Genomic DNA, 15,640 nt, shown 5'->3' on the forward strand with positions numbered 1-15,640 from the left:
GGCCGACACCCCGTCAGTCCTGACAGGGTGTCGAGGGGCGGCCGGTCACCTGAACGGCAGTGACGGGTGTGCGCGGCCCGCCGGGCGGGGGTGTGCTGGAGGAGACACCTCGCTCCCCCCGTACGCCGCAGCCGTCTGAGGGTCCCATGGCACGTATGCGTATCACCGCGGACCGGCTCGTCGTCCGCCTGAGCTGGTGGGAGAAGGCTGCCGCACGGCGGTGGCGGGTGAGTGTGCCGCTGAGCGCGGTGCGCCGGGTGGTGGTGGAACCGGACTGGTGGCGCGCCCTGCGCGGGTGCCGTGCGGGCGGGGTGGAGATCCCCGGTGTGGCGTGTGCCGGCGAGCGGAGGCACCAGGCCGGGCGGGACTTCGTGGCAGTGCGGCCGGGCCGGCCCGTGGTGTGCGCCGAACTGTGGCAGGGCTCGGCGTTCCTGCTCCTCGCCGTCTCCGCCCGTGACGTCCGCCGGGCCGAGGGCGTGGCCGCCGCGCTGCGCCGGGCCGCCCCGAGGCTCGACACCTCCACACCGTGCCGGCAACCGCTGCCCGTGCCGGAGGAGTCCGAGCAGCCGGTGGAACCGCAGGGCTCGGAGGGGCCGCCGTCGCCGGACGCGCCCTGACGGATCGCCACACCGGCACACGGACGACGGCGGCCCGGTCGCTCCCGGGCGGCCCGGGCGCTGTGCGCCGCGTCGTGGGCCGACGCAGCCTGGCACGGTCTGCATCTCTCGCACGGTGGGAGCCGGGCACGGCCTGAACCGGGCCGTCCCGGTGCCGGGCCCGGGACGTCGGACCCGGGCGGGTGGGTGTCACCGCGCGCACCCGACGTCCAGCACCTCGACCACGTCACCGTGCGCGCTGTGGACCAGCCGACACCATGGGCCGAGGGCGGCGGACGGATCCGTGGGGACGTCGGGATCCTTCGTCACGGCGTCGACGAGCCCGATGATCTCTCGTGCACGGTGCCCGGACCGTGCAGGGTGTCCGGGACGTCGAACGACACCGGGGCGGCCCGTGGGCACGGTCCGATGCCCACGGCACCCCCGGGGGCGGTCGGAGCGCACCGGCGAGGCCGTCGTCGCCACGCCGGGTCCGGGCTCGTCCGGCGGGACCACGGCCGCCGGTGCGCCGGGCGACCCGCAGGCGCACGGTCGGCCCGTGGGCCGCCCGCGTCCGAGGTGCGGCTACGGCAGCATCCGGCGGTCGTCGCCGCCGCCCACCAGCCCGGTGGGCTCCTCCACCGGGGCCGGCGGGCGGCCGTCGTCCGCGGTCTGGGGACGGCCGTCGTCCGACACCCCGGGCGGGCTGCCCTCCTCCGGCGGCGGCCCGGTGACCTCGACGTGGGCCGGGCGCAGCAGCTGGTCGCCGAGCCGGTAGCCGCGGCGCAGGATCCGCGTGCACACCAGCCGGCCGGCGTCCGGGCTGATGTGCTGGGTGACCGCGTCGTGGCGGGCCGGGTCGAAGGGTTCGCCCTGCTCGCCCACCGGTTGCAGCCCCAGGGCGCCGAGCTGGGTGTGCAGAGTGTCTTTGATGTCCTTCAGACCCGGCGTCAGGGGCTCGTGTGCGCAGGTGCGGTCGACGGCGTCGAGGACGGGCAGCAGCGTGCGCAGGACGTTGGCCACCGCGATCTCGCGCACGGCCAGACGGTCGCGGCGCACACGTTTGCGGTAGTTGTCGTACTCGGCCTTCACCCGCTGCAGATCGGCCGTGCGCTCCTTCAGCAGCCGCTCCAGCCGGGCCGGGTCCGTCGTCCGCTGCCGGTCGTCGTCCATGATCAGCCCGCCTCCGGCTTGTCGTCGTCGACGATCTCCGCGTCCACCACCTCGTCGTCGCCCGCGCCGCCGGTCTTGCCGCCGCCCGTCGAGGACCCGGCCGTGCCGCCCGCGGGCTGCTGCTCGGCGCGTGCCCGGTCGTACAGGGCGGTGCCGATCTTCTGCGCCGCCTGCGCCGCCCGGGTCATGGCCTGCTGGACGGCGGCGGTGTCCTCGCCCTTGAGCTTCTCCTTCAGTTCGGCCAGCGCGCTCTCGGTCTCGTTCTTGGCGTCGGCCGGGATCTTGTCGGCGTTGTCCTGGATGAGCTTCTCCGTCTGGTAGACGAGCTGTTCGGCCTGGTTGCGGGTCTCGGCAGCCTCGCGGCGCCTGCGGTCCTCCTCGGCGTGCTGCTCGGCCTCCCGGATCATCCGGTCGATGTCCTCCTTGGGCAGTGCCGAGCCGCCGGTGACCGTCATCTTCTGTTCCTTGCCGGTGCCGAGGTCCTTGGCGGAGACGTGCATGATGCCGTTGGCGTCGATGTCGAAGGTGACCTCGATCTGCGGCACCCCGCGCGGCGCGGGCGGAATACCCGTCAACTCGAAGCTGCCGAGCTTCTTGTTGTACGCCGCGATCTCGCGTTCGCCCTGGTAGACCTGCACGGTCACGGACGGCTGGTTGTCGGCCGCGGTGCTGAAGATCTCCGAGCGTTTCGTCGGGATCGTGGTGTTGCGCTCGATCAGCTTGGTCATGATGCCGCCCTTGGTCTCGATGCCCAGGGACAGCGGGGTGACGTCCAGCAGCAGCACGTCCTTGACCTCGCCCTTGAGGACACCGGCCTGCAGGGCGGCGCCGACGGCGACCACCTCGTCGGGGTTGACGCCCTTGTGCGGGTCCTTGCCGGTCAGCTCGCGCACCAGGTCGGTGACCGCGGGCATCCGGGTCGAGCCGCCGACGAGGATCACATGGTCGATGTCCTTCAGCTCGACCCCGGCGTCCTCGACCGCCTGGTGGAACGGCTTCTTGCACCGCTCCAGCAGATCCGCGGTCAGCTGCTGGAACTGGGCCCGGGTGAGCTTCTCGTCCAGGTGCAGCGGTCCCTCGCTGGAGGCGGTGATGTACGGCAGGTTGATCGAGGTCTCGGTGGCCGAGGACAGCTCGATCTTGGCCTTCTCCGCGGCCTCGCGCAGACGCTGCACGGCCATCTTGTCCTTCGACAGGTCCACCCCGTAGTGGTTCTTGAACTGCTTCACGAGGTGGTCGACGATCCGCTGGTCCCAGTCGTCGCCGCCGAGGTGGGTGTCGCCGTTGGTGGCCTTGACCTCGATGACGCCCTCGCCCATCTCCAGCAGGGACACATCGAAGGTGCCGCCGCCGAGGTCGAAGACGAGGACGGTCTGGTCGTTCTCCTTGTCCAGGCCGTAGGCGAGCGCGGCGGCCGTGGGCTCGTTGATGATCCGCAGCACGTTCAGGCCCGCGATCTCGCCGGCCTCCTTGGTCGCCTGCCGCTGGGTGTCGTCGAAGTACGCGGGCACGGTGATCACGGCGTCGGTGACGTCCTCGCCGAGATAGGCCTCCGCGTCCCGCTTCAGCTTCTGCAGCACCCGGGCGGAGATCTCCTGGGGCCGGTACCGCTTGCCGTCGATGTCGCCGTGCTCGGGGAAGCGCCAGTCGTGGTCGCCCATGTGGCGTTTGACGGAGCGGGCGGTGCGCTCGACGTTCGTCACGGCCTGCCGTTTGGCGACCTCGCCGACCAGCACCTCGCCGTTCTTGGAGAAGGCCACCACCGACGGGGTGGTCCGCGCGCCCTCCGTGTTGGTGATGACGGTGGGTTCTCCGCCTTCGAGTACCGATACCACCGAGTTCGTCGTACCGAGATCGATGCCGACCGCACGCGCCATCTGGGCTCCTCCTCGTCTTCTCCACCGCGTCTCACCGGCCGAGCTGCGGTTTTCGACCAGGTTGCCTACAAGCCTGAATAAAACTTGAGTGCCCTCTTGTCAAGTATGGTCCGAGGGCGGGCGGGAACGACGGGTCCGTCGGGGCACACGGAGAGGCGGGGGTCGTCATGACGCCGGGGGGCGAGCTGCGCGGAGAGGCGAGCGCACGGTCGGGCGCACGCCGGACACACGAGACGGCGAGCAGGCCGGGCGGCACCCCGCAGGGGATACACCGTCGGACCTGCTCGCCGTGTCTCGTCCAGGCGGGCGCACCGCGGGGCACTGCGCCGCGCGACCGCCGCACGGGCCGTCCGGCCGCCCGGCACCGGAGGTGCGCCCACGCCGGGCGCCGCCCCGCCGACTCCGGCTCGTCCGGCCGGCGCGGGCGGCGTCCCGTCAGGAGGAGTGCGAGACGGTCAGGCCGTAGAAGGCCACCCGGGCACCGTTGGTGGTGCTGTCCGAGGAGGACTGGTTGTAGGAACCGGCCTTGAAGTACTGCTTGTACTGCTTGAAGGAGTCGGCGATCGGGTAGTGCGTGGTGCTGCCGTTGACGGTGATGTCCAGGGTGTTGCCGTTCGAGACGGCGATGGTGTAGCTCCAGGTCTTGCCCTTGGAGACATGTCCGACCGTGTGCAGCGTCTGGCCGCCCGCCGGGGAGTTCTCGGTGCCGACGACGATGTCGCCGTTGGCGTGGTAGTACAGCTCCACCAGCGGCTTGGTGGAGGTGCCGCCGGAGCCGAGGTGGATCTGCCCCACGCACACGTTGGAGGTCACGGAGACCACCCGCAGGGTGGCGCTGAGCCGGTGGTTGCCGGACAGCGACCAGTCGGCGGCACTGCCGTCGCGGTTCATCTCCCGCAGCTCCGAGCGCGCGTACTTGGAGTTGGGGGTGGTCACGCCCTTCTCCGGCGCCCAGAACGTCATCGCACCGTCCCGGGTGTCGGTGTAGAAGTAGTCGTCCTGGTAGCCGTTGGGGCCCTGCAGACGGGACGACGGGATGGTGGTCGGGTGGCCGGGAGAGCCGACCGGCTCCTGCAGCTCCCAGACGGACAGGTCGAAGTTGCCGCCCGGGGCGACGTGCGGGTCCGCCGCCTGTGCGGTGCCCGCACCGAAGAGGGCCAGCGTGCCGGCGAGCGCCAGGGCCGCGGTCGCGGACGTCCGGAATCGCTGGACAGGCGTCATGGGGAGGTCCTTCCACTGAGAACATGAGCATGACTCGGACCGCCGGACCGCATGCCCCCGTGTTCAGCATGCTGAACGATAGACATCCACTTGGACCCGTCGGCGATCCGTGAACTTAAAGGTCTGAACCAAGCACGTCAAGACCGGGCCGGGCAGGGCACGCGGCACCCCGACCCTCAGGGTCCGCGACCGAATGTTTTCGGCCATCCCTGCGGCGCACTCCGGCGGGCACGACCGAAGCGATCGGGCCGCCGTCGCATCGCATCCCGGCGCACCCGGAGCCCGGTTCACGACGCCGCACCGTCCCGCATCGGCGCACGTCGCACATGCGCCCCACCGTGCACGCCCGAGCGGCGCCCGCAGCTCACCGGCCCGCCGGACGGCCGCACCCGTGGGCACGCGGACTCCGGTGCACGGCCGGAGCGGCGTCCGGCGGGCGGCCGGAGAAAGGCCAAACCTTCGCTTTGATGTTCTCAAAGTACAAGTGTTAACGTTTCCGCCATGAAGACAGCAGATGCGAACCGCGTCGGCGCGCTGTGTCGCGCCCGCCGCGACGCCACGGGTGTGCAGCTCGTGGCACGCCTGCATGTCGATCTCTGCCGCTGCATGTCCGCGGCTTGTCACGTCTGAGTGCGCATTCCTCGATGCAGCGGCGCCGTTGACTCCTCACGGTCGCCGCTCTGGTATGTCCCGCCTCACCTCTTCCCGCGCTTCCCACTGGAGTTGCGTCCGTGTCCTCGAACACCACTGAGTCCAAGCCCGCCACGGCAAGACGCCGGATACCCGTGCCCTTTTGGGCCCAGGTCCTGCTGGGCCTCGTCGTCGGCCTGGTGCTCGGCTTCGTCGCCCGCACCTACGACGTCTCCTGGCTCGCCACCACGCTCGACAAGGTCGGCGGCATCTTCGTCCAGCTGCTGAAGCTGGCCGTGGCCCCGCTGGTCTTCTTCGCGATCATGGTGTCCATCACCAATCTGCGGAAGGTCAACAACGCGGCGCGCCTGGCCGGCCGCACCCTGATGTGGTTCATGATCACCTCGCTGATCGCGGTGGTCATCGGCCTCGTCATCGGCCTGGTGTCGAACCCGGGTTCGGGCTCCGACCTCACCCCGGCCGACGGCGCCAAGCCGGAGCACGCCGGCAGCTGGCTGGACTTCCTCACCGGGATCATCCCGACCGACGTCGTCACGCCGTTCACCGAGCTGAACGTGCTGCAGATCGTCTTCATGGCCGTCGTCGCCGGCGTCGCCGTGCTGAAGATCGGCCCGAAGGCCCAGCCGCTGCTGTCCCTGTCCGAGACCGTCCTGGAGCTGCTGCAGAAGGCCCTGTGGTGGGTGATCCTGCTCGCGCCGATCGGCTCGGCGGGCCTGATCGGCCGGGCCATCGTGCAGTACGGCTGGGACCTGCTCGGCAACTACGCCACGTTCACCGTCGACATCTACGTCGGCTGCCTGCTGGTCCTGTTCGGCGTCTACCCGCTGCTGCTGGCCACCGTCGGCAAGCTGAACCCGCTGCAGTTCTTCAAGGGCGCCTGGCCGGCGATCCAGCTGGCCTTCGTCTCCCGCTCCTCGGTGGGCACCATGCCGGTCACCCAGCAGTCCGCGATCCGCCTGGGCGTCCCGCTCGACTACGCCTCCTTCGCGGTGCCGTTCGGCGCGACCACGAAGATGGACGGCTGCGCCGCGATCTACCCGGCCATCTCCGCGATCTTCGTCAGCCAGATCTTCGACGTGCCTCTCGGCGTGAAGGAGTACGTGCTCATCGCCTTCGTCTCGGTCATCGGCTCGGCCGCCACCGCCGGCCTGACCGGCGCGACCGTGATGCTGACGCTGACCCTGTCCACGCTGGGCCTGCCCATGGAGGGCGTGGGTCTGCTGCTGGCGATCGACCCGATCCTGGACATGATGCGCACCGCCACCAACGTGGCGGGCCAGGCCCTCGTCCCGGTCATCGTCTCCGCCCGGGAGAAGATCCTGGACCGCACGAAGTACGACACCGTCACGGCCTCCCCCGTCGAGGAGGACGAGACCGTCCGCAGCGAGCCGCAGCCGGCCGCGACCGTCGCCGGCTGACCACCGCCGCACCGCACCCCCGCACCGCCCCGCCGGTCGCTCTCCGGCGGGGCGGTGCGCTGTGCGGGGACGGTACCGCGCGCTTGCGGGCACCGGCCGGGGCCGCCCCCGGCACCGGACGAAGACCCCGATTTTTGCACACCGTGCATGTTTGCATAAGATGCGCGTCATGTCGGAGAGGGAATCCGCTCGGGGTGGGCTGCGTGAGCGGAAGAAGCAGGCGACCCGTGCCGCTCTGGCCGAGGCCGCGGTGCGGCTGGCCGCCAAGCACGGAGTGGAGAAGGTGACCGTCGAGGCCATCAGCGCCGAGGCGGGCGTGTCGCCCCGAACCTTCTTCAACTACTTCGCGTCGCGGGACGACGCGTTCCTGATCCTGGACGCGGACGCGGCCGAGCGGATCAGGCTCGCGGTGCTCGACGCACCCGCCGAACTCACTCCGCTCCACGCCGTGCGGGACGCCCTCGCCGACGAGCTGGCGGAGGCCGAGCAGCAGCACGAGCTGTGGGCGCTGCACGCCAAGGTGCTGCGTACCGCCCCGGACCTGCTGGTGCGCAGTCTCGCGGCCCATGTCGCGGACGAGACCCGGCTCGCCGAGGCCGTCGCCCGGCGGCTGTCCCCCGGATCCGGCGGCCCCGAGGCGGCCGCGGGGACCGGGGCGGGCCCGAAGGACGCCGAGGAACGGCGCAAGGCACTGGACCTCTACCCCCGTCTGGTGGCCGCGGTCGCGACCACCGCGGTGCGGGTCAGCGTCGAGCACTGGTCCTCCCGTCCCGAAGAGGGATCCTTCGCCGACGTCTTCCGGCGGGTGTTCGACCTCCTCGCTGCGGGGCTGCCGGCTCCGGCGCACGTCTGATGCCCGTCCGCCCCTCCTGCCCTGCCGACCAGGCCGCCCGTGTCACGGGCGGCCCACCGACCTTCCTGACCTGTCGACCTTCCGTGACTTGGCCGAGAGAGCTGCCGTGACCTCACCACCTGCGCCCGAGCAGGCGCCCTCCTCCATACCGCCGGCGTCCGAGCAGGCGCCCACCTCCATGTCCGACCGCCAGATCATCCAGGCGATGTCCGGTCTGATGGCCGGCATGTTCGTGGCGATCCTCGCGGGCACCGTGGTGTCCAACGCCCTGCCCACGATCATCGCCGACCTGGGTGCCAGCCAGTCCGCCTACACCTGGGTGGTCACCGCGGAGCTGCTCGCCATGACGGCGACGGTGCCGCTGTGGGGCAAGCTGTCGGACCTGTACAACAAGAAGCTGCTGCTGCAGCTGTCGCTCAGCATGTTCGTCGTCGGCTCGCTGCTGGCGGGCTTTTCGCACGGCGTCGGGCTGCTGATCTTCAGCCGGGTCGTGCAGGGCATCGGCGCGGGCGGTCTGACCGCGCTCGCCCAGGTCGTCATGGCCGCGGTCATCCCGCCGCGCCGGCTGGGCAAGTACGCCGGCATGTTCGGTGCCGTCTTCGCGGTCGGCACGGTGGCCGGTCCGCTGGTCGGCGGTGTCCTCGTCGACACCTCCTGGCTGGGCTGGCGCTGGTGCTTCTTCATCGGCGTGCCGTTCGCGCTGCTGGCCATCGTGCTGCTGCAGCGCACGCTGCGGCTGCCCACCGTCCGGCGCGAGGTGCACATCGACTTCCTCGGTGCCTTCCTCATCGTGGCGGGCGTGTGCGCGCTGCTGATCTGGGTGTCGCTGGCCGGCAACCAGTTCGACTGGGCGTCCTGGCAGACCGCCGCGCTCACCGTGGCCGGTGTGCTGCTGCTCGCCGCCGCCGTGGTCGTGGAGTCCCGCACCCCCGAACCGGTCATCCCGCTGGACATCTTCCGCAACCGGACCGTCACCCTGACCACCGTCGCCAGCCTCCTGGTCGGTGTGGCCATGTTCGGCGGCACGGTGTTCCTCTCCCAGTACTTCCAGATCTCGCTGGGCAAGTCGCCGACCGTGGCGGGTCTGATGAGCCTGCCGATGATCCTCGGCCTGCTGGTGTCCTCCACCGTCGTCGGCCAGGTGATCAGCAGGACCGGCACGTGGAAGGTCTACCTGGTGGCGGGCGCCGTCGTCATGACCGCGGGTCTGGCGCTGCTGTCCACCATCGACGCCGACACCTCCTTCGGCCTGCTGAGCGTGTTCATGGCGGTGCTCGGCGTCGGCGTCGGCATGCTGATGCAGAACCTGGTCCTGGCGGCGCAGAACGACGTCCCCGCCGCCGAGCTGGGTGCCGCCACCTCCGTGCTGTCCTTCTTCCGCAGCATGGGCGGCACCATCGGCACCAGCGTCCTGGGCGCCATCCTCGCCCACCGGGTCACCACCGAGATGACCAAGGGCCTGAAGGCGGCGGGCATCCCCACGTCCACCCAGGCGGGCTCGGGCGACGGGGGCGGTGTGCCCGACGTCAAGTCGCTGCCCGCGCCGCTCCGGGCGATCGTGGAGCACGCCTACGGCATCGCCACGGCCGACCTGTTCCTCATCGCCACGCCCTTCGCACTGCTCGCCCTCGTGGCGGTGGTGTTCATCAAGGAGAAGCCGCTGAAGACCACCAGCGGCATGGAGCGGCTGGCCCAGGAGGCCGACGCGGCTCCGCCCGCTCCGACGGGCTGACCGGAGGAGCGGGACGACGGTTCCCCGGCGAAGGGGCGGTGCGACGGCACCGCCCCTTTCGCATGCGCGCCGTCCCTGTCGCGCGTGCTCCGTCCGGAACGGTCGTGTGCGGCGGGGGCGTGCGTGCGTTCCGCCCGGGCCGGTCGTGTGCGGCGGGGGTGTGCACGTGCCCGTCCGGACGGCCCCGGCGACAGGCGGCACGCGGGTGCCACCGGCGTACCGTCAAAGGACCGGCGCGTGGACCGGCGGTGCGCCCGGCGCGGCATACCGTCCGCGCACACCTGCCGATCATATGACCATTGCGTCGGGCGCTTTGGGAGCCGCGCGCCGAGGACATCACAGGGGTGTTCCCCCATGTCCCCGGCGAGGAGGCCCCCTGATGCGGGTCGAGCGCTTACTGGCCGACTGTCTGGACGACGCACGCACCGAGCCGCTCGGCAGTGTCCCCCTGACGGCACAGGACGACGGCTACCCGGCGGCTCGCCGGCTCTTCCTGGCGGCCGGTCTGGAGGCGCTGCGCGCCCACGCCCGGCAGGACGGCTGGGTCCAGCTCGACGTGCCCTGCCCGGCCCCCCGCCCGGAACGCCGACTCTACGAGCGACTCCTCGGCACGGCGGAGGAGTTGCTGGCGTCCGGGCGGGCCGGTGACTTCTTCTTCATGCACAAGCCCCCGGGGCTGCGCATCCGCTTCCGCGCGGCGGATCGCTCCCGTGTTCCGGAGCTGTGCGAGGTGCTGCTCGGCCGGCTGGCTCCCCCGCGGCACGGGCCCGCCTGGGAGCGGCCCGTGCCGCGGGTGTACGAGCCGGAGACGTATCTGTTCGGCGGCCCGCGCGCGATGTCTTTCGTGCACACGCTGTTCACCGCCGACTCCCTCGCCTGGCTGCGGGTGCACACCGCCGCGGCCGGTGAACCGGCGCCGCCCGCCTGGCGGGTGTCGCTGATGCTGCTGCGCGCGGTGTGCGACGCGCTGGGCGTCGTCGGCTGGGAGCACCGCGGTGTCTGGCAGGCGGTACGGGAGGAGACCGGACGCGGGCTGTCGCGCGGACTGCACTCACCGGACCTGCGGCGGGCCGCCGCCGGCATCCGCCGCTACTGGGAGTCCGGCCGCGAGGACCGGCTCGACGCGCTGCCGAAGGCCTGGCGGGACGTCATGGAGGAGCACCTGCGGGCGGTGGAGTCGGCCGCCCGGCAGTGGCACACCGGCTGCTTCGCCTCCGGCGAGGCCACGTTGGGCCCGCGCCGGGCCGCCGCCCGCCATGCGGTCTTCCACTGGAACCGGGGCGGGCTGTCCACGGCACGCCAGTGCCTGCTCACCGAGGCGCTCGCCGCCGACGGTCACCAGGAGGTGGGCTGAGCATGGCGCACCTGCCGGCACAGACACGTGTCTGGTCGGAGACGGCGCTGGGTGCCACGGCACTGCTGCGGGTCGGCGGGCTGCCCGCGACGGCCTGGACCGCCGGCGGCGCCGTCCAGCTGTTCGACGCCGCCGCCCGGCTCGCCGACGACACCGGACGGCTGGCCGCGCGGGCGCGGGCACTGGCCGCCCGGCTGGGCACCGAGGTGGTGCCGGACCCGCGGCTGGACGCCGCCGGCCGCGGCGCCGTGCTCGCCCTGCGGCGCCGGCTGCACGCGGGCGCTCCGCCCCGGGACGCGGACTGTGCGCTGCTGCGGAACTCTGCCGCCGTGCCCCGGGATCTCGTGGCGCAGGCCCATGCCCTGCGGCGGGAGGCCGGGGCGGTGCGGGCCGCCGAGGACGACCTGCGGGAGGCGCTCGCCGCCGAACGGCACCGGGTGGCCGAGCAGGTGTGGCGCACGGCCCGCTCCAGCCCCGTGCTGCGCGCGTTCCTGGACAGCGCCGCTCCCGGTCTGGCCGAGGACGTCGCGCGGCGGCTCGCCTCGGGCGCGTCCTGGTCGGACAAGAGCCTGCGCAAACGGGCCGCGTTCCTGTGGCGGATCGTGGGCCGGGCCGCGGCGAAGACGACACCGCGCGGCTGGGCGGGCCAGATCGCCGCGGTCCCGGTGGTCTGCGAGCCGGGCGGGTGTCCGTCGCTGCTCGCACCCGGCACGGCCCTGGGGGCGCTCGCCGCCCTGACGGTGGAGAACGTGCACCTGGTCAGGGCGCGGACGGCCCTGCCCGACCTGCGCACCGCCGCCCCGGAGACCGTGCTGGCGCCGGCGCCCCTGCACTTCACCGAACCCCCCGGGGAGCGGACCGGCGACGCACCCGGGCAGCTGCGCTGCTATGCCGTCGACCCCCGGGTCCCCAACCGGCTCCGGCAGGTGGTCCTGCGCCGCACCGCCGTGCTGGAGGCGGTGCTGGCCGAGCTCGCGGACGGCCCGCGCTCCCTCGGTGACCTGGAACAGGCGCTGCCGGCCCGCACCGCGCGGACCGGTCGGCCCGTGCCGACGCCCGCCGTGGTGCGGGGGTTCCTGCAGCACCTGCACTCGCTGGGCGTGGTGCAGATCTGCCGGGCGCCCCGGCAGCACCGCAGCGGCTGGCTCCCGGCCGACGCGGTCGCCCGCACCGGCCCACTGCCGCGGGAGCCCGAGGACGCCGGGGCGGGCCTGTGGTTCCTGGACTCCTACCGCCGTGCCGGCCGCGACGCGGCCGTGTCCGGGCGGGCCGTCGACCGGGTCGCCCGCGGACTGCGGATCGCGGCCCGCGTCGCCGCCCTGCGCGCCACCGACGACGTGACCGGATCCCCGTGGACGCAACCGGAGTTCGCGGAGGTGACGGACCGTCCCCGTCCCGTCGGGGAGATCCTCGCCGCCCGGCTCGCCGCCGGTGCCCCGCCGCCCGCGCGGCGCCGCTACACCGGCTGGGCGCCCGCCCGGGACCCTGCCGGGGGATACGCGCGGCTGCTGGACCATCTGGACGCGGCCGCCCGGGCCGGCGCGGCGAGCGTCGATCTCGACGACGATCTGCTGGACGCGCTGGGCGCACCGCGCGCCGGTGTGCTGCCGCCCTGGCCGCTCGACTGCCTGCTGCGCCCGCTGCCCTGCCCCGGCGGACGCGGCCCGGTGGCGGTGCTGGAGACCGCCTCGCCGGCCGGGGTGCTCGACGCACGGTTCGCCGACGGGCTGCGCACGCTGTACGGCGGGTACGGCAACAGCGACGCCTACCGCGCCTTCCTCGCCGCCGTCGAGCGCCGCACCGGGGTCCGCTTCGTCGACCTGCTGGTGCCGCCGCTGACCGAGCGGTCCGCCAACGCGGTGCGCCGTCCGGTGACCACCGGCTGGTGGACCGGTGACCCGGATCCGACGCCGTACTACGGCAGTTCCGGCCGGCAGGCGCGTCATCTGCCGCTGGACCGCATCACGCTGCGGCGCGGCAACGGCCGGATCGTCGCGGAGGCCGACGGCCGGCGCATCGTGCCCGTCCATCACGCCACCCGCTCCCCCGTCCCGCCCTACGACACCCTGGTCCGGCTGCTGCTCGCCGCGAGCCATCCGGCGGCCTCCTGGGTCGTCCGGCTGGACGCGCTGGACGGGGCGCTGCCCGAGCGGGACCGGCTGCCGCGGCTGACCGCGGGCGGCGAGCTGGTCCTCGCCCCGGCCACCTGGCGCATCGGCCGCGACCGGCTGTGGCGGCCGGACGACGACCTGCTCGCCAAGGTGCGCACCCTGGCCGTGCTGCGCCGCGCGACCGACCTGCCCCGGTACGTCTTCGCCCGGACCGCGCCCGGCGGCAAACCGGTTCCGGTGGACCTGGCCTCGGTGACCGCGATCCCCCTGATCGAGCGGCTGTGCGCCCGGGAGGCGGGCGGGGCGCTGCTGGTGGAGGAGATGCTGCCGGCCCCCGAGGACCTGCTGGTGCGCGACCCGCTGCACGGCGGCGCGGCGGTCGCCGCCCAACTGCTGCTCCGGCTCCCGCACGACGTCGGCGCGGACCGTCTCGCCGCGGCCGCCGCCGACGCCCTGATGCGGGACGGCCGGATCGACGTCCCCGGCCCGCCCGCGGGGCGGCCCGCCGGGGCGGCCCACACCCGATGACCGGAAGGGAAAGGGAGACGAGATGCCCACCAACGAACTGACCGAACTGGACACCCTGATCAGCGACCTGGAGGAGCGGATCACGGACGAGGACCTGCCGTCGGCCTCCGCCTACAGCGAGGGCTGCAGCGGCCTGTGCACGATCATCATCTGCAACACGGTCATCGTCTGCTGACCGCCGCTCAGGAGCCGCCCGCGCCCGCGGGCGGCTCCGCCGCCTCCCGTCACGCTCTTCGTGAGGAACCCCCATGGTCCAGGAACCGGCCGCACCGGCCTCCCCGCTCGCCGGCGTGCACGGCCTCGCCGTACGGTACTTGCGTCAGTGGACGGTGTCCCCCGCGGACCGGGGGCACCTGTGCGACCCGGGGATCCCCGTCCTGGCCCACGTGGTGGCCGACGACCGGGCGGCGCCCGCCGCCGTGGCCGCGTGGGCCCGCACCGCAGGCCGCGGACCGTCCCGTCCCGCCCTGTACGACGGGGGTCTGGCCGGCACCCTGGTCGGCCTGCGCCTCGGCACCCGCGTCCACCCCGCGCTGCGGCCGGTGGCGGACCGGCTCCGGGCCCTTCTGGCCGGACGCGCCCCTCGGTACCGCACACGGGCCGTCACCTTTCCCGACTACGACCTGATCTGCGGTCCTGCCGGGACGCTGCTCGCTTTGTGCACCGGAGAGCCTGCGGACCGGTCGGTGGCCGCCCGGCTGCGCCCGCTGGCCGCGCATCTGGCGCTGCTGTGCGACGAGGACGAGCTGCCCCGGCTGCGGACGGGGCACTACCAGGACCACCCCTATCTGGCGTGGGTGCACGGGCGCGTCAACACCGGGATGGGACACGGCGTGGCCGGTGTCGTCGCCGCGCTCACCGCCGCCGTGCGCCGTTGCGGCGCGGACCCGGAACTCGCCGGCGAGCTGGCCGCCGCGCTGGACCGTGCCCGGTACTGGCTGGTGCGCCAGGCCTACGACGACGCACGGGGCATCCGCACCTGGCCCGGCGCCTGCCTGGACGGTGCGCCGCCGCCGCAGGCCCATCCCCGTCAGGCCTGGTGCTACGGCACCCCGGGCGTGGCCTGGGCGCTGTGGGACGCCGCCGACGCCCTCGGTGACGCGGCCGGTGCGCGCTGGGCCGCGTCCGCCTTCACCACGCTCGCCGAGCACTACGACGTGGACTTCCATCTGTACGGCGACTCCCCCGCCGACCGGCTCGGCCTGTGTCACGGTGCCGCGGGGGTGCTGGCCGTCGCCGACGCCTTCGACCGGCATGCGCATCTGCCGGCCGCCGCGGCGCTGAAACGGCGCCTGGTCAGGTATCTGACGGCCCGACTGCCCCGGCCGGAGGACGAGGAGGGCTGGACGGCGGATCTGCTGACGGGACTGCCGGGGGTGTTCGCCGCGCTGCTGACCGCCGTGCACGGCGGGCCGCGCACCTGGCTGCCGTGTCTGGGGCTGCGCTGACCCTGACGCGGTGTCAGCGCGAGGTGCGGTGCCGGGCGGCGTCGACCAGGGCGCGCAGGCAGTCCATGAACGGGGCGTGCAGGGCGGCGGCGTTCTCCTGGCACAGGACGGCCGCGAAGTACTGGCTGAGCGCGGCGCCGACGGCGGCGCCGACCACGGCGTTGAGCGGGTGGCCGGCGGGCAGGCCGGTGGCCGCGGCGAGGGCGGGGCCGGTGACCCGCACGGACTCCTCGATCTGGCTGCTGCCGTGCGCCTTCAGCGCGGGGTTGGCGTCGTACATGGCGGTGAGCAGCGCGAGCAGTTCCGGGTCCAGGGCCTCGGCCTCGCCGCGCAGCCAGGTGTCGACGCAGTCGAGGAACCCGGCCCCGGGACGGCTGCGGAAGACGGCGGTGAGCCGGGAGGCGATCTCGTCGGGCACGGACAGCGCGATGTCGTGCTTGGACGGGAAGTACAGCGAGACGGTCCGGGGGGCGACATCGGCCGCGGCGGCGATGTCGGCGATGGTGGTGCCGTCGTAGCCGCGTTCGGCGAACAGCCGCATGCCGGCCCGTCGGATGGCCTCCCGGCGTCTGGCCTTGCTGCGTTCGCGGTGGCTCGTGCTCGTCGTCTGGCCGGTCATGGCCGTAGCGTAGTGGGGGCCGCCGCGGGCGGGACCCACGGTGCCGGACCGGCGAGGGG

13 protein-coding genes are annotated in these 15,640 nt (G+C 73.3%); 9 read left to right on the forward strand and 4 right to left on the reverse strand.

The annotated features are described in order from the left end of the window. The first annotated feature begins 155 nt into the window (after positions 1-155). Positions 156-617: a hypothetical protein gene (locus tag OG899_RS00800; protein ID WP_125497327.1), complete on the forward strand. Its 462-nt coding sequence runs from the start codon at positions 156-158 to the stop codon at positions 615-617. Between the two features lie 564 nt (positions 618-1,181). Here the strand turns inward: OG899_RS00800 and grpE are convergent. The 3 genes from grpE to OG899_RS00815 all read right to left on the reverse strand — a co-directional run bounded on the left by grpE (position 1,182) and on the right by OG899_RS00815 (position 4,867). Beyond that, positions 1,182-1,769: a nucleotide exchange factor GrpE gene (gene grpE / locus OG899_RS00805; RefSeq protein ID WP_125497328.1), complete on the reverse strand. Its 588-nt coding sequence runs from the start codon at positions 1,767-1,769 to the stop codon at positions 1,182-1,184. A gap of 2 nt (positions 1,770-1,771) precedes the next feature. Continuing rightward, positions 1,772-3,646 carry a molecular chaperone DnaK gene (gene dnaK, locus OG899_RS00810; RefSeq protein WP_189343405.1) on the reverse strand — a complete coding sequence of 625 codons (1,875 nt, stop codon included), beginning with the start codon at positions 3,644-3,646 and terminating at the stop codon, positions 1,772-1,774. A 435-nt stretch (positions 3,647-4,081) separates the two neighbouring features. Next, entirely contained in the window at positions 4,082-4,867 is a 786-nt protein-coding gene (locus OG899_RS00815; RefSeq protein WP_125497330.1) for a polysaccharide lyase family 7 protein, read from the reverse strand. A 501-nt stretch (positions 4,868-5,368) separates the two neighbouring features. Between OG899_RS00815 and OG899_RS00820 the strand changes: the two genes are divergently transcribed. The 8 genes from OG899_RS00820 (at position 5,369) to OG899_RS00855 (ending at position 14,962) form a co-directional block, all read left to right on the forward strand. Further along, a complete protein-coding gene (locus OG899_RS00820; protein ID WP_268249200.1) occupies positions 5,369-5,497 on the forward strand; it encodes a hypothetical protein in 129 nt (42 codons plus the stop codon). Positions 5,498-5,598: 101 nt separating this feature from the next. Continuing rightward, positions 5,599-6,936 (forward strand): dicarboxylate/amino acid:cation symporter, encoded by a 1,338-nt coding sequence (locus OG899_RS00825; RefSeq protein WP_125497331.1) that lies wholly within the window; start codon positions 5,599-5,601, stop codon positions 6,934-6,936. Between the two features lie 160 nt (positions 6,937-7,096). Then, positions 7,097-7,789 (forward strand): TetR/AcrR family transcriptional regulator, encoded by a 693-nt coding sequence (locus OG899_RS00830; protein WP_406311187.1) that lies wholly within the window; start codon positions 7,097-7,099, stop codon positions 7,787-7,789. Between the two features lie 178 nt (positions 7,790-7,967). Continuing rightward, positions 7,968-9,521: an MDR family MFS transporter gene (locus OG899_RS00835; protein ID WP_356850132.1), complete on the forward strand. Its 1,554-nt coding sequence runs from the start codon at positions 7,968-7,970 to the stop codon at positions 9,519-9,521. A gap of 379 nt (positions 9,522-9,900) precedes the next feature. Then, complete coding sequence (locus tag OG899_RS00840) at positions 9,901-10,875, forward strand: thiopeptide-type bacteriocin biosynthesis protein (protein ID WP_206346003.1); 975 nt, start codon at positions 9,901-9,903, stop codon at positions 10,873-10,875. A gap of 2 nt (positions 10,876-10,877) precedes the next feature. After that, positions 10,878-13,514: a lantibiotic dehydratase gene (locus OG899_RS00845; protein ID WP_356850124.1), complete on the forward strand. Its 2,637-nt coding sequence runs from the start codon at positions 10,878-10,880 to the stop codon at positions 13,512-13,514. Between the two features lie 22 nt (positions 13,515-13,536). Then, positions 13,537-13,689 (forward strand): hypothetical protein, encoded by a 153-nt coding sequence (locus tag OG899_RS00850; RefSeq protein ID WP_168132482.1) that lies wholly within the window; start codon positions 13,537-13,539, stop codon positions 13,687-13,689. 73 nt (positions 13,690-13,762) lie between these two features. Next, positions 13,763-14,962 (forward strand): lanthionine synthetase LanC family protein, encoded by a 1,200-nt coding sequence (locus OG899_RS00855; RefSeq protein WP_406310861.1) that lies wholly within the window; start codon positions 13,763-13,765, stop codon positions 14,960-14,962. A 13-nt stretch (positions 14,963-14,975) separates the two neighbouring features. On the opposite strand, the gene OG899_RS00860 is transcribed toward OG899_RS00855, so the two are convergent. After that, the gene (locus OG899_RS00860; RefSeq protein ID WP_125497335.1) at positions 14,976-15,581 is read right to left on the reverse strand and encodes a TetR/AcrR family transcriptional regulator; all 606 of its coding nucleotides are present in this window, start codon (positions 15,579-15,581) and stop codon (positions 14,976-14,978) included. Positions 15,582-15,640: the final 59 nt, after the last annotated feature.

This window comes from Streptomyces thermoviolaceus (genome assembly GCF_045209695.1).
Lineage (GTDB): Bacteria > Actinomycetota > Actinomycetes > Streptomycetales > Streptomycetaceae > Streptomyces > Streptomyces thermoviolaceus.

Excerpts from the sequence above, each read along its gene's own strand:
- OG899_RS00800 (WP_125497327.1), top strand. The coding sequence starts at position 156 with ATGCGTATCACCGCGGACCGGCTCGTCGTCCGCCTGAGCTGGTGGGAG.
- grpE (WP_125497328.1), bottom strand. The coding sequence starts at position 1,769 with ATGGACGACGACCGGCAGCGGACGACGGACCCGGCCCGGCTGGAGCGG.
- dnaK (WP_189343405.1), bottom strand. The coding sequence starts at position 3,646 with ATGGCGCGTGCGGTCGGCATCGATCTCGGTACGACGAACTCGGTGGTA.
- OG899_RS00815 (WP_125497330.1), bottom strand. The coding sequence starts at position 4,867 with ATGACGCCTGTCCAGCGATTCCGGACGTCCGCGACCGCGGCCCTGGCG.
- OG899_RS00820 (WP_268249200.1), top strand. The coding sequence starts at position 5,369 with ATGAAGACAGCAGATGCGAACCGCGTCGGCGCGCTGTGTCGCGCCCGC.
- OG899_RS00830 (WP_406311187.1), top strand. The coding sequence starts at position 7,097 with ATGCGCGTCATGTCGGAGAGGGAATCCGCTCGGGGTGGGCTGCGTGAG.
- OG899_RS00835 (WP_356850132.1), top strand. The coding sequence starts at position 7,968 with ATGTCCGACCGCCAGATCATCCAGGCGATGTCCGGTCTGATGGCCGGC.
- OG899_RS00840 (WP_206346003.1), top strand. The coding sequence starts at position 9,901 with ATGCGGGTCGAGCGCTTACTGGCCGACTGTCTGGACGACGCACGCACC.
- OG899_RS00845 (WP_356850124.1), top strand. The coding sequence starts at position 10,878 with ATGGCGCACCTGCCGGCACAGACACGTGTCTGGTCGGAGACGGCGCTG.
- OG899_RS00850 (WP_168132482.1), top strand. The coding sequence starts at position 13,537 with ATGCCCACCAACGAACTGACCGAACTGGACACCCTGATCAGCGACCTG.
- OG899_RS00855 (WP_406310861.1), top strand. The coding sequence starts at position 13,763 with ATGGTCCAGGAACCGGCCGCACCGGCCTCCCCGCTCGCCGGCGTGCAC.
- OG899_RS00860 (WP_125497335.1), bottom strand. The coding sequence starts at position 15,581 with ATGACCGGCCAGACGACGAGCACGAGCCACCGCGAACGCAGCAAGGCC.